Genomic DNA, 13,946 nt, shown 5'->3' on the forward strand with positions numbered 1-13,946 from the left:
TTAGCACCGAGGAGAACTGGAAATGACTGACATCAGCCGCCAAGCCCTGTTCGGCAAGCTCAACCCGCTGGCCTACAAATCCATCGAAGGCGCCACCGTCTTCTGCAAGCTCAGGGGCAACCCTTATGTCGAGCTGGTGCACTGGATCACCCAGCTGCTGGAGAACAACGAGTCCGACGTCAGCGCCATCGTGCGCCACTACGGTCTGGACGCCGCCGCGCTTGCGCGTGACGTGACGACGGCGCTGGACCGCCTGCCGCGCGGGTCGACGGCCATCAGCGACTTCTCCGAGCACATCACCCACGCCATCCAGCAGGGCTGGGTCTATGCCACGCTGATGTACGGCGATGCCCAGGTGCGCAGCGGCCACCTGCTGCTGGCGCTGCTCTCCACGCGCACGCTGCGTGAAGCGCTGTTCGGCATCTCGCGCCAGTTCGAGAAGATCAAGGCCGATGACCTGGCCGACAAGCTGCAAAGCCTGATCGGCAAGACCGGCGAAGCGGGCCTGGGCGCCACCGACGGCAGCGCGTTGAACAGCGCGCAACCCGGCCAAGCCGAGGGCGCGATGGCGCCCGCCGCCATGGGCCGCCAGGAGGCACTGAAGAAGTTCACCGTCGACCTGACCGAGAAGGCGCGCAAGGGCGAGATCGATCCGGTGACCGGTCGCGACGACGAGATCCGCCAGATCGTCGACATCCTGATGCGCCGCCGCCAGAACAACCCGCTGCTGACCGGCGAGGCCGGCGTCGGCAAGACGGCCGTGGTGGAAGGCTTTGCGCTGCGCCTGGCGCGCGGCGACGTGCCGCCGCCCATGCAGGGCGTGACACTGCTGACGCTGGACATCGGCCTGCTGCAGGCCGGCGCGTCGATGAAGGGCGAGTTCGAGCAGCGCCTGCGCCAGGTCATCGACGAGGTGCAGGGCAGCCCCACGCCCATCATCCTGTTCATCGACGAGATCCACACGCTGGTGGGCGCGGGCGGCGCCGCCGGCACCGGCGACGCCGCCAACCTGCTCAAGCCGGCGCTCGCGCGCGGCAACCTGCGCACGGTCGGCGCCACCACCTGGGCCGAGTACAAGAAGTACATCGAGAAGGACCCGGCCCTGACCCGCCGCTTCCAAACCGTGCAGGTCGAGGAGCCCGACGAGAAGAAGGCCATCCTGATGCTGCGCGGCGTGGCCACGGTGCTGGAGAAGCACCACAAGGTCCAGTTGCTCGACGAGGCCATCGAGGCGGCGGTCAAGCTGTCGCACCGCTACATCCCGGCCCGCCAACTGCCCGACAAGGCCGTCAGCCTGCTCGACACCGCCTGCGCCCGCGTCGCCGTCAGCCAGCACGCGATGCCGGCCGAGGTCGAGGACTGCAAACGCCGCATCGAGTCGCTGGAGATCGAGCAGGGCATCATCGGTCGCGAGGCCCAGGTGGGCGTGCATATCGGCGACCGCGGCGTGTCGGTGGAAGAGAAGCTGGCCAACGAGCGCGCGCGCCTCGCGACGCTGGAAGTGCGCTGGCAGCAGGAGAAGGATGTCGTCGCCAAGATACTGGAGCTGCGCGCCAAGTTGCGCGGTGATGGCCAGCCGGTCGATGAAGCCGCCTCTGCGGCACCCGACCGCGACGCGCTGCTCGTCGAGATGCACGCCGCCCAGGCCCAGCTAGCCGAGCTGCAAGGCGACCACCCGCTGATCCTGCCCTCGGTCGACGCGCAGGCCGTGGCCAGCGTCGTCGCTGACTGGACCGGCATCCCCGTCGGCCGCATGGTCAAGAACGAGCTGGAAGCCGTGCTGCGCCTGGGCGCCACGCTGGGCCAGCGCGTCATCGGCCAGCAGCACGGCCTGGACATGATCGCCCGGCGCATCCAGACCTCGCGCGCCAAGCTCGACAACCCCAACAAGCCCATCGGCGTGTTCATGCTGTGCGGCACCTCGGGCGTGGGCAAGACCGAGACGGCCCTGGCGCTGGCCGAGTCGCTGTACGGCGGCGAGCAGAACGTCATCACCATCAACATGAGCGAGTACCAGGAGTCGCACACCGTCTCCACGCTCAAGGGCGCGCCTCCGGGCTATGTGGGCTACGGCGAGGGCGGCGTGCTGACCGAGGCCGTGCGCCGCCGGCCCTACAGCGTCGTGCTGCTGGACGAGGTCGAGAAGGCCCACCCCGACGTGCACGAGCTGTTCTTCCAGGTCTTCGACAAGGGCTGGATGGAGGACGGCGAAGGCCGCATGATCGACTTCAAGAACACCATCATCCTGCTGACCAGCAACGTGGGTTCCGAGCTCATCATGAACATGTGCCGCGACCCCGAGCTGCTGCCCGACCCCGAGTCGCTGGCCACAGCGCTGACCGAGCCGCTGCAGAAGGTCTTCCCGCCGGCGCTGCTGGGCCGCATCGTCACGATTCCCTACTACCCGCTGAGCGATGAGATGCTGGCCCGCATCGTGCGTCTGCAGCTCGGCCGCATCGTCAAGCGCGTCGCCGAGAACCACCGCATCCCGTTCGAGTACAGCGACGCAGCGGTGGAGCTCATCGTCAAGCGCTGCAACAACGCGGAGTCGGGCGGCCGCATCATCGACGCCATCCTGACCAACACGGTGCTGCCCAAGGTGTCGATTGAATACCTGTCGCGCACGGCGTCGGGCCAGCCGCTGCAGAAGGTCAGCCTCGGCGTGGCCGATGGCGACTTCTCCTACGCCTTTGATTGAGACGAGCAGATGGTGGCCGTAGTGACTTCCCGGGCCGAGCGCCGGGCCGCTCCCAAGCCGGCCCGCCAGGCGATGTGCTTGTGGCTCAATGCCGCAAGCATCGCCGTCCCCTCGGGGGACCGGTCGATGTACTCATCGGACGAGGGGCCGACACATGTCTAGTGTGATGTCCATCACCACCAAGCTCGGTGGTGACAAGTTGCTGGTGCTGCGCATGGAGGGCCGGGAGCAACTGGGAGCGCTGCCCGAGTGGCAGGTCGACCTGGTCGGCAATGTCAGCCTGCTGGGCGTGCGCGAGTCCATCGACCTGCACGCCCTGCTGGGCTCGCGTGCCAATGTCAGCATCGAGCATGGCGCCAAGCGTCACTTCAATGGTTTCATCACCGAAGTCCAGCGCGGTGAACGCCATGGCCGCTTTGACTCCTTCCGCATCACCATGCGGCCCTGGACCTGGTTCGCCACGCGCACGCGCAACTCCAAGGTGTTCCAGAACAAGAGCGTGAAGGACATCGTCACCGCCGTCCTCACGCCCTACAGCGCCGACTTCGCCTGGCGGCTGCAGGACGCCGCGGTCTACAAGCCGCTCGAGTACTGCGTGCAGTACCAGGAATCGGACTTCGACTTCGTCAGCCGTTTGCTGGAAGAGTTCGGCATCTACTATTTCTTCGAGCACACCAGCACCACCCACACCCTGGTGCTGATCGACTCGATGGGCAAGCACAAGGCCAAGACGGGCGACAAGACCGTCAAATGGTCCCACAAGCTCGATGCCACCAAGCCCACCCTCGTCGACTGGAAGATGGTCGAGGAGGTGCATTCGGTCAAGGCCGTTGTGCGCGACTACGACTACCTCGCGACGGCGTCTGCCATCCAGCAGGAGCACAGCGCGCTGCCCACGGCGGCGACCGCCAAGCTCGGTGACGCCGAGGTCTATGAGTTCCCGGCGCGTGCGGTGCAAAACCAGGTCAAGCCCGACGCGCAGCCGACCGCAGCGGCCGCCATTCGCGTCGCCAAGATGCGGCTGGAAGAGCTGCAGTCGCTGCAGCAGATCTACACCGGCACCACCAACTGCAACGACATCACGGTGGGCGCCACCTTCGATCTCGAAGACGCCCTCAATGCGGCCGACGACGACAGCTACCTGATCGTCGGCATGAATTTCCACGCCGAGTTCGCCGACCACGAGGCCATCGACGATCTCAGGTCCCTGCCGCGCCGCCGCGACGGCGTGATCGCCAATCTCATGTGCATCAGCACGGGCGGCAATGCCTTCCGCCCGCAGCGCCGCACGCCGCGGCCCATCATGTACGGGCCGCAGACGGCCATCGTCGTCGGCGCCTCGGGCAACGAGGTGGAGACCGACAAGCACGGCCGCATCAAGGTGCAGTTCCACTGGGACCGCCTGGGCGAGAACAACGAAAACAGCTCCTGCTTCGTGCGCCTGTCCCAGCCCTGGGCGGGCAAGGGCATGGGGCTGTGGATGATCCCGCGCGTCGGCCACGAGGTGGTCGTCAGCTTCATCGGCGGCGACCCCGACCGACCCCTCATCACGGGCTCGGTGCACAACGACATCAACACGCCCATCTATCCCCTGCCCGCCAATTCCGACATCAGCGGCTGGCGCACCCACTCGACCAAGAACGGCGCGGCCGACGCCCGCCACGAACTGCGTTTCGACGACAAGACGGGCAAGGAATACGTCTGGCTGCAGTCGCAGAAGAACTTCCATCGCCACGTGAAGGAAGACGCCTTCGACTGGATCGAGATGAACGAGACCAAGAAGGTCAAGCTCACGCGCAAGGAGGTCGTCGGCGAGAACTGGTATGTCAACGTCGGCAAGGACGTCATGCACGACCTCGGCAAGGACTTGCACACCAAGGTCGCCGGTGACATCTTCACCACGGGTGCGGCCACCTACCAGCTCAAGCTTGAGAAAGACTTCAACGCCAAGGTCGGTGCCGACTACGGGCTTGACGTCACCGGCAAGACGGCCGTCAAGGCCGGCGGCGACATCAACCTGCAAAGCGGCGGCGCGGGCAACTTCAAGACGACCGGCAACCTGGTCGGCGAGGCCGGTGCCAAGCTGTCGCTGAAGGCCACAGCCGACCTGTTGATGCAAGCCGTCAACATCAAGGCCAAGGGCAGCGCCGAGATCGTGCTGGAGGCCACGGCCGGCATCAAGATCGTCTGCGGCGGCTCGGTCATCACGCTGGGCCCGGCGGGCGTCACCATCGACGGCCCCCTCGTCAAGGTCAACTGTGGCGGTGGCGGCGGCTCCGCCGGCGCAGCCGAGAGCGCGGCCGCGGCCGAGCCCAAGGCGCCGGAAGACGCCATGAACCAGGAACTGCTGACGTCCGCCAAGGCCACGGACTACGACAAGCTTTTTGAAGACCCCTTGACCGTCGGCCAAGAGGCGCCAAACACCGCCGCCGCGGCCAATGCGAGCGCGGACGCCGCAGCAGCGGCCAAGGCCGCCGCTGAAGCCGCCGCGGCCGCCGCCGCCGCTGCGGCCCGTGCGGCCAAGATCCGCGCTGCCGCCCTCGCCGGCGCTGCCGCCGCCCTCGCCGCAGGAGGCGCCGCAGCGGCTGCCTTGGCCGCGGCCGCGGCCGGCGGCGGAGGCGGGGCGGAGGACAACGAGGACGACGCGAAAAACGCCGACGCAGCCGCGCCACCTCCCGACGACGCCGCAGGTCCCGAGGGCGGCGGAGGGCCGGCTTGAACGCTGCCGCTCTGGCCACGGCCCAGATCCGATCAGCACTGTGGGACCGGCCGGACGGGCGCGTGCATGCCGTCGTCGACGGTGGTGTCATCCCCGGCCTGCTGGAACGGCTGCAGGCCGGGCAGTCCGTCGGCTGGGACTGCCTGCAGCGCGGCGCCCTCAAGCCCGAGGCCGCCGCGCAGGCGGCCTACATCGTCGAGCTGCAACCCGAGGCCGATCTCACCCGTTGGTTGCTCGGTGAAGCCTGCACCGCCTTCGAGGGATGGGGTGTGCTGATGACGTCCAACCGGCCGCTGCTCGCCATGCGCGAGCACAGCCGTGACCTCGCGGAGGTGCGCACGCCCGAGGGCCGCCGCCGGCCCTGGCGCTGGTGGGACCCCGAGCTGCTGGCCCTGCTGCTGCCCGGCCTCGCGCCGTCGCAGCTCGACGCCTTCTTCGCGGCCGGGCAGCAGCTTGTCTGCCCGGCCGCGAAGCGCTGGACCTGGTGGCAGCGCCTGAACGGCGTGCTGGACAGCCAAGCCCGGGAGCGGGTGAACTGATGCTCCAACTCAACGCGGATCAGCTGGAAAAAGTCGAGGCCCTGCAGCTCAAGCGCGACTCGCGCGAGCTGCTGCAACTGCTGGGCAGCGCCTGGCCCGAGGTCGCCGAACAGCTCCAGGCCCGCTGGCCAGCCTTCATCGACGTGGCGCTGGAGCACGGACAGCAAATCGGCTTGCGCCATGTCGCTGAGCTGGCCCGTTATGCCTCGCTGTGCTGCCTGTGGGGCGCGGGCTTCGAGGCCAAGCCGCGCTTCGAATGGGCAGCGGCCATTGCTGCCGACGCCACGCTGAGCCCGACGCTGCGCCTTCACCAGCTCACCCATCGCTCCCGCGAGGAACTGGTGCGCCGCGCCGCCAAGGCCGCCCCAACCGGCGACGCGATGACACCCGCCGGCTACGACAAGGCCCTGGCCGCCGTTGAAGCGGGGCTCGGCCGTGCAGCGCGCGGCCGAGCCATCTTTCTCGACCAGCCGCCGCCGCCCCGGCCCAAGGCCTGCGATCTCGCCGCCATCACCTTCGCCGTCGCCGAGCCCAAACCGCTGCAGGCCTACCAGGGCCAGGACGGCAGCTGGCGGCGCGTCGACCTGGCGCCCTGGGCGCCGCAGCCAGAAACCTTGTCCACACCGCTGGAAGAACCCCGCCTGCTGCCGGTGCTCAGCCGCGCCGTGGGCGCAGGCGCGAGCGCGCGGCTGCAGCTCGCGGTCAGCACCGAAGCCACCTGTGACACCCATCATCCCGACGTGCTGCATGCAACCGGCGCCGGCCGCCTGACCTGGCGCGGCGCCGACACTGCTCGCCTGAGCTTGACGCTGCATGCGCCGCCCAGCCCGCCGCCCGACCCCAAGCTCGGCCCCGCCGGCATCGCCCACGGCGAGCCGCCCGATGTGCAGAGCGTCAGCATCAGCAGCTGCGGCATCCGCAACGCGGGCGCGCCACTGGGCCGCATCGAGCTCGGCCTGCAGGTGCATGCCGCCACGCAGCGCCTTGTCGAAGTCAGGCATGGCGCACTGCCCGCCCAGGCCTGGCCCGTCGAAGGCGAAGCCCCGCTGCTGAACGCGGCCGGTACCGCCTGCCATCTCGAAGCCGATGGCCATACCGAACCCGCACCGGCCTGGCTGAAGGCCTGGCAGACGCTCCAGCCGTTGAGCCGCGCCGGGCTCGAAAAACTCTTCATCGCCTGGTCTCGCCACATGGCCGGCAGCAGCGGCCGCATGGAGGCCGAATTGGCGCCCCTCGTCGGCCAGGCCGGCATCACCTGGGGTTGGCAACACGAAAAAGGCGGCGCCGTCGCGCTGCGCGTGCAGGGCGCCATCGACTTTGCCGCCCTGGTGCTGGACCTGCGCCTGAGCGGCGAACTCGACTGGCTCGGCAGCCGAGCCCGTGTCAGCCTGCGCGCCCAGGGCCGCAGCGAGTGGCGCATGAGCCTCGCTGACGGCGCCGCGTTGGAGCAAGCCAAGGCGTCCTGGCGCCACCCCTTCACGCTGAGCCTCGACGCGATTGCCAACGGCCAGCCGGCCCTGCTGTCGGCCGGCCCGCTGGCCGAGCCGCTGCGCGGCGCCGTCGTCGGCGAATGCGGCCTGCGCCCGCGCCCGGACGGCCGCGGCCAGCAATGGTTCTACCGCCTGGCGATCGAGCCGGTGAATGTCTGCCTGCTGCGCCAGGATCCGCTCGGCGGCACTCAGCGCCAGCAGCGCGAGCTGCTGCCCGCTATCACGCTCATCGACTGGAGCGCCGGCTGATGGACCGCCTGATGTGCCTCCACGTCCAGACCAGCGGCGAGCCCGTCGAGGTGCAGGTCAACGGCGTGCCCGTGCTCAGCCTGCCGGCCGGCGCGGGCAGTCAGTCGGTGACGGTGCACGAATACCTGCAGAACGGCAGCAACCGCATCACGCTGGTCGTCGCGCCGCCGCCCATCGCGCAGGCCGTGGCCGCGCCGAACGCACCCGCCCAACCCCGCATGGCCGCGCGCGCCGCCCAGGCGCGTGCCCGCCTCGTGCTGTTGCGCCAGGGCAAGAGCCTGGCCGACGAGGCCGTGCGCGTGCTGGCCGAGGTGGCCTGGGGCATCGAGGAGGGTCAGGGCTTCGAGGCGCCCACCGTCGTGCACCAGGACCTGGAGCTGCCGGTTGGCTTCCCGCGCTGGCGCTGGCTGGACGCCCCCGTGCTCAACCCCGGCCCGCAGGACCGCCAGACCGTGCTCGCCGCCGTGCAGCGCCTCGCTTTCGACCTTTCACGCGGCAACCCCGACAGCTTTCTCGCCGCCTGCCGCCTCAAGCTGGAGGAGGTCGACCAGGCCTACCAGCGCCCTGCCGGCCAAGGCGTCACCGCCTTGCGCGAGCAGGTGCAGCAGCTTTGGCAGGCTGGAGCTCTGGCGACGCTGCAGCCGCCCACGACGGAGAACCTGCTGCTGCGCGTGGTGGCCGGCGGGCGCCTGCTGGAATGCCTCAATCCCCTGGGCGCCCCGGTGCTCAGCAGCCAGAACGACGATGCAACGCTCGGCAACATCGCATGGCCGCTGCGGCTGACCCTGATCGAAGGCAAGGTTTATGTGCTCAGATGAGCATCCATACCCGCTTTGCAGGGGTCGTCGCAGACCCATGCCGCGCTGAGAATCGCTCACCATGATTCGCCTCAACGTCACCACCTTCAACGGGCTGCCCGTGAGCCAGCCGCTGTCCGCCCAGTTCGACGAACTCGGCGGCGACATCGGCCGCGCGGACACCAACCAGCTGGTGCTGCCCGACCCCGAGCGCACGATCTCGCGCGTGCACGCCCGCGTGCTGTTCCGCGCCAGCAGCGGTTTCGGCATCGTCGACCAGGGCAGCAATGCCATCAGCGTGAACGGCATCCAGCTCGGCAAGGGCCGCGAGGCAGCCATCAAGCCGGGCGACCAGATCCAGATCGGCGGCTATGTCCTCGTCGTCGAAGCCGGCAGCCCCAGCGGCGCTGCGGCCGACCCCTTTGCCGACTTCTTCGGCATGGCACCGGCCACGGCTTTGACCCAGCCGGGCATTCGGCGTGACGTGGCGGCCGCCGACCCGCTCGGCCTTTTCGGCGGCCCCAATCCTCCCGCTCCGCCCGCACCGGCGCCGTCTTTCACCGCACCGCCACCGCCCGCGGCGATGGGCGGCATCCCGGCAGATTGGGACCCCTTCGCGCCGGTGGCCGCACCCAGGCAGGCAGCCACCCCGGCGCCTTCGGCCGGCGCACGTGCCCTTGGCCTGGACCTGGGCGCCGGCGCACCCGCACCGTTGATCCCCGACCTGCCCGGCGCCAGCAGTGGCCGCGGTGCCGGCGGCGATTCGCTGGACATGCTGTTCGGCCTGGGCGCGCCCACGCCCGCCAGCAACAACCCGCTGGCCCAATCCCTGCTCGGCGAGGCCGTCGCCCAGCCCAATATGGCGGGCCATGCCGACCCGATGCAGGCCCTGGGCATGCTGCCCGCCGCGGCCGGGCAGGCGCTGCCAGACACGACCTCGGAGCTGAACCGGCCCTTCATTGCGCCCAACGCGCCGGCATCGTCGACATCGACGGGCCAGCGGCCCCGGCCGCCGGCCGCCTCCATGGCTGCGCTGAATGCCCTGGATCCATCCGGCACGCTGTCGGGCGCCGTCGTGTCCTGGAACGACAGCGCCGGCGAGGGCCGCACCATCATCCGGGCGGGCAAGAAGCCCGAAGCCGCCGCGCCCGTGGCAGCGCCCGCCGCACCGCTGATGCCGCCGCCCCCGCCGCCGGCCATGGCAGCACCGGTCGCCCAGCCCACACCCATGGCTCCAGGCATGCCTGCCGATCAAGCCGCCCTGTTGGCCGCCTTCCGTGAAGGCCTGGGGATTCCCAACCTGCCGGCCGGTGGTCTCACGCCCGAGTTCATGCGCTTGCTGGGCCAGCTCGTCCACGAGTCGGCGCGCGGCACGGTGGACCTGCTGGTCGCTCGTGCGGCCCTGAAGCGCGAAGTACGCGCCGAGGCGACCATGATCGTCGCCAAGGAAAACAACCCGCTGAAGTTCTCACCCACGGCCGAGGTGGCGCTCGGCCACCTGCTCGGGCCGTCGGTGCGCGGCTTCATCGAACCCCATCGCGCCCTGCGCGACGCCTTCGACGACCTGCGCGCCCACCAACTCGCCTTCCTGGCCGGCATGCGCGCCGCGCTCGAAGGCCTGCTGCAGCGCTTCGACCCCGCTCAGCTGGAATCGCGGCTGACGCAGAAGTCGGTGCTGTCCAGCCTGCTGCCCGCGGCGCGCAAGGCCCAGCTCTGGTCGGTGTTCCAGAACGAATACCAGCAGATCGCCGGTGAACTGTCGGACGACTTCCACCAGGTCTTCGGGCGCGAGTTCCTGCGCGCCTATGAAGCGCAGCTCGACGCGCTTGAGCAAGAACAACGATAGAAGGAGCCCCGTGCAAATCGAGCTCGCATTGATGTCGGAACAGGGCGGCCGCGACTACAACGAGGACGCCTGCGGCCACTGGCATTCCGAGCGCTACCTGTGCTGTGTGCTGGCCGATGGCGCTGGCGGCCATGGCGGCGGCGACATCGCGTCCAAGCTCGCCGTCAGCCATGTGCTGCAGGGCTATGCCAGCCTGCCCGCCCACCACCCGCAGGCGCTGGAAGCCCTGCTGGCGGACACCAACCGCGAGCTGCTCGCCCAGCGCGCCGCCAACCCGCAGCTGCGCAATATGCATTCCACGGTGGTCGTGCTGTCCATCGACCTGCAGGAGCGCACCGCGCTGTGGGGCCACTGCGGCGACTCGCGCTTCTATGCCTTCCGCGATGGCGTTCTCGCCCAGCGCACGCGCGACCACAGCCTGGTGCAGTCCCTCATCGACGGCGGCCTGCTTGACGAGGCCGGTGCTCGGGTACATCCCAAGCGCAGCGAGCTCTACTCGGCCCTGGGCACCCAGGGCGAGGATCTGCACATCAGCGTCGCGCCCCAACCCTGGCCGTTGGAGGGTCGCGAGGCCCTGATGCTGTGCACCGACGGCCTGTGGGAATGGCTGACCGACGACGAGATCGCCATCGCGCTGTCCTTTGCGGCAGAGCCGCAAGCCTGGCTGAACGACCTCGGCCAGCGCGTGCGGCTGGCCGCGGCCGACAAGCCCAACCACGACAACTTCACCGGCCTGGCCCTCTGGCTCAAGAATGATTAGCCCCTCGCCCAGTCTCGCCGCGCTGAACGCGGGCGCGTCCGGTCGGTCCCCCGCGGGGACGGCGACGCTTGCAGCATTGAGCCGCAAGCTAGTCGCCAACGCGGGCCGGCTAGGGAGCGGCCCGTCGCTCGGCCCGCAATACTCAGGCCCTATCGCCTAAGGAGAAGCGCCATGCCTCAACATGTCTGCAAGGGTGCTCAGCTGATATGCACCTTCGGCTCCAAGCCCAGCGCGCTGGAAGTGCTGCCGCTGAACAAGATGAAGACCAGCAACCAGTTTGCGGCCAACATCATGGACAACAAGCCCATGGTGAACATCCAGCCCTTCGGCCCGTGCAAGAGCATGGCCAACCCGACGGTCGCCGCAGCCACCGCGGCCGCCACGGCGGCGGCGCAGGGCGTGTTCACGCTGACGCCCATGCCCTGCGTGCCGGTCTTTCCCGCGCCCTGGGTGCCAGGCGCCCCGACCGTCATGCTGGCCAATATGCCGGTGCTGAACAACACCTCCAAGCTGATGTGCGCCTATGCCGGCGTCGTCAGCATCGTGTCACCCGGTCAGATGACCGAGATGGTGCCCTGAACGGGAAATCCTAAAGTGAAAGCCGCCCTCCACGGGCGGCTTTCTCTTTTCGGGCCGAGCGCCGGGCCGCTCCCAAGCCGGCCCGCTGGGCAATGTGCTTGCGGCTCAATGCCGCAAGCATCGCCGTCCCCTCGGGGGACCGGTTGGGCACGCCCGCGTTCAGCGCGGCGAGACCGGACGAGGGGCTTCTTATTTCCGCCCGATCTCCACCCGGCGGTTCTCGTCGGCGTTGGGCTTGGCGGGATTCTTCAGGTCCTTGGAGCCCACGCCTTCGATGACCAGCAAGGCCGGATCGGTGCCCTTGCTGACGAGATAGTCGCGCACCGACTCGGCTCGCTTGATGGACAGGGCCTGATTGGCCTGCGGCGTGCCCGAGGCGTCGGCGTGGCCGATGACGCGCACCTTGCGGTCGCTGTTCTTCTTGGTCTTGAGCACGTCGGCGAAGACGTCGAGCTGTTTCTTCAGCACAGGCGGCAGTTCGGCCGAGCCCACCTTGAAGGCCGTGGCCGGCAGCGAGTACTTGATGGCCGGCTTGAAGCCCATGCACTTGAAGCCCGAAGCCTCCAGTTCCTTGCACTTGTCGTCAGGGAACAGGCCTTCGGCGATGGACTCTGCCGTGGGCACGGTCTTGCCCAGGTCGACCGCGTCGGCAGCGGACGCCGCTGGAGGGGGAATCTCCGGCGTCTGGGCTGCCGCACTCAGGGTGAGACCGCACAAGGAAAGGATCAGGAGGGGGCGAAACTTCTTCATGACGGGTACTCGTGTGGCGGAATGAACCGCTGTCTGAGTGACCGTCGCTGCCGATTGGTTCCCGATGGAGCGGGGAACCAAGCGCGCCCCACAGTCACTCAGTGCCTGATCGCAGGCCGCCGTGGCTGCTTACCGTCTGTTTTTCTGCTCCATTGAGGCGATCCCATCCATGACCTGGCGTGACCGAGTGATCTGGACGGAGGGCATGTTCCTCCAGCCGCAGCACTTCCAGCAGCACGACCGCCACTGGGAGCACCAGTGGCGCCAACGCCTGCAGCAGGCCGTGGCCTATGCCTGGGGCTTCGGGGCCCTGAGCCTGGACGAGGCCTCGTTGACACTGGGGAAGGTGGGCCTGGCTTCGGCACAGGGCCTGCTGCCCGACGGCACGGCCTTCTCCGCCCCGGGCGGCGATGCCGCACCCGCGGCCCTGGACATCCCGGCCGACGCCCGCAATGAGATCGTCGTGCTGGCCGTCACCCTGCAGCGCCCGGGCGTCGTCGAGACCGATGCCGAACAGGCCGCCGGCGCCATGGGCCCGCGCTTCATGGCCGCCGAGGTCAATGTCGGCGACAGCAATTCCCAGCTCGACCGCGACGCCGCCTTGCAGATCGGCCGGCTCAACCTGCGCCTGATGCTGCAACGCGATGCTGGTGAGGGCTACGCCACGTTGGGCGTGGCCCGCGTCGTCGAGCGCCGTGCCGACAACCGCGTCGTGCTGGACCCCAGCTTCGTGCCGCCGCTGCTGCATGCGCCGGCCCACCCGGTGCTGGACGGTTATGTGCGCGAACTCTGCGGCCTGCTGAACCAGCGCGGTGAAGCGCTTGCCGCCCGCCTGGCCGCTCCCGGCCGCGGCGGTGTCGGCGAGATCTCGGACTTCCTGCTGCTGGAAGCCGTCAACCGCAACCAGGCCCTGTTCAACCACCTGCGCTCAGTCTCGCTGCTGCACCCGGAGCGGCTTTACAGCGACTGCCTGACGCTGGCCGGCGACCTCGCCACCTTCCGCGACAGCCGCCGCCCGGCCCAATACGCCGAGTATGTGCACGACGACCTCGCCGCCACCTTCCGCCCGGTCATCGACGACCTGCGCCAGTCGCTGTCGATGGTGATGGAGCAGACCGCCATCCCCATCGAGCTGCAGGACCGCGCCTACGGCGTGCGCGTCGCCCTCATCCCCGACGTGCAGCTGCAGCGCAGCGCCACCTTCGTGCTGGCCGTGTCGGCCCAGCTGCCCGGCGACGCACTGCGGGCCCGCTTCCCCACCCAGGTCAAGATCGGCCCGGTCGAGCGCATCCGCGACCTCGTCAACCTGCAGCTGCCCGGCGTCACGCTGCGCCCGCTGCCGGTGGCGCCGCGCCAGATCCCCTATCACGCGGGCCACAACTACTTCGAGCTGGAGACCCGCGGCAACGAGCTGTGGAAGCAGCTCGAAAGCTCGGGCGGCCTGGCCATGCACATCGCCGGCGAGTTCCCCGGCCTTGAGCTGGAGTTCTGGGCCATCCGTGCCTGACCCCCTCTCACC

10 protein-coding genes are annotated in these 13,946 nt (G+C 69.2%); 9 read left to right on the forward strand and 1 reads right to left on the reverse strand.

The features are described 5' to 3' along the window. Positions 1-22 precede the first annotated feature (22 nt). The 8 genes from tssH to ASC91_RS06665 all read left to right on the forward strand — a co-directional run bounded on the left by tssH (position 23) and on the right by ASC91_RS06665 (position 11,677). Positions 23-2,698 (forward strand): type VI secretion system ATPase TssH, encoded by a 2,676-nt coding sequence (gene tssH, locus ASC91_RS06630; RefSeq protein ID WP_056194110.1) that lies wholly within the window; start codon positions 23-25, stop codon positions 2,696-2,698. A gap of 166 nt (positions 2,699-2,864) precedes the next feature. Next, positions 2,865-5,417 carry a type VI secretion system Vgr family protein gene (locus ASC91_RS06635; protein WP_056194113.1) on the forward strand — a complete coding sequence of 851 codons (2,553 nt, stop codon included), beginning with the start codon at positions 2,865-2,867 and terminating at the stop codon, positions 5,415-5,417. Next, positions 5,414-5,956, forward strand: a complete 543-nt coding sequence (locus tag ASC91_RS06640) for a DUF4123 domain-containing protein (RefSeq protein WP_082532484.1) — start codon at positions 5,414-5,416, stop codon at positions 5,954-5,956. The genes ASC91_RS06635 and ASC91_RS06640 overlap by 4 nt, the downstream gene beginning before the upstream one ends. Beyond that, on the forward strand, positions 5,956-7,695 hold the full coding sequence (locus tag ASC91_RS06645; protein WP_056194119.1) for a hypothetical protein: 1,740 nt from the start codon (positions 5,956-5,958) through the stop codon (positions 7,693-7,695). Before ASC91_RS06640 ends, ASC91_RS06645 begins: the two co-directional genes overlap by 1 nt. Before the next feature lie 11 nt (positions 7,696-7,706). Further along, on the forward strand, positions 7,707-8,513 hold the full coding sequence (locus ASC91_RS06650; protein WP_157281236.1) for a hypothetical protein: 807 nt from the start codon (positions 7,707-7,709) through the stop codon (positions 8,511-8,513). Between the two features lie 61 nt (positions 8,514-8,574). Next, positions 8,575-10,338 (forward strand): type VI secretion system-associated FHA domain protein TagH, encoded by a 1,764-nt coding sequence (gene tagH / locus ASC91_RS06655; RefSeq protein ID WP_056194123.1) that lies wholly within the window; start codon positions 8,575-8,577, stop codon positions 10,336-10,338. Positions 10,339-10,348: 10 nt separating this feature from the next. Next, positions 10,349-11,098 carry a PP2C family serine/threonine-protein phosphatase gene (locus ASC91_RS06660; protein WP_056194126.1) on the forward strand — a complete coding sequence of 250 codons (750 nt, stop codon included), beginning with the start codon at positions 10,349-10,351 and terminating at the stop codon, positions 11,096-11,098. A 171-nt stretch (positions 11,099-11,269) separates the two neighbouring features. Further along, positions 11,270-11,677: a DUF4280 domain-containing protein gene (locus ASC91_RS06665; protein ID WP_056194129.1), complete on the forward strand. Its 408-nt coding sequence runs from the start codon at positions 11,270-11,272 to the stop codon at positions 11,675-11,677. Between the two features lie 189 nt (positions 11,678-11,866). Here ASC91_RS06665 and ASC91_RS06670 read toward each other — a convergent pair whose 3' ends face one another. Further along, positions 11,867-12,427 (reverse strand): OmpA family protein, encoded by a 561-nt coding sequence (locus tag ASC91_RS06670; RefSeq protein WP_056194131.1) that lies wholly within the window; start codon positions 12,425-12,427, stop codon positions 11,867-11,869. A gap of 169 nt (positions 12,428-12,596) precedes the next feature. Here ASC91_RS06670 and tssK point away from each other — a divergent pair, with 169 nt between their 5' ends. After that, a complete protein-coding gene (tssK, locus tag ASC91_RS06675; protein WP_056194134.1) occupies positions 12,597-13,934 on the forward strand; it encodes a type VI secretion system baseplate subunit TssK in 1,338 nt (445 codons plus the stop codon). The last annotated feature ends 12 nt before the right edge of the window (positions 13,935-13,946 follow it).

The organism is Pelomonas sp. Root1237 (assembly GCF_001425055.1).
Lineage (GTDB): Bacteria > Pseudomonadota > Gammaproteobacteria > Burkholderiales > Burkholderiaceae_C > Pelomonas.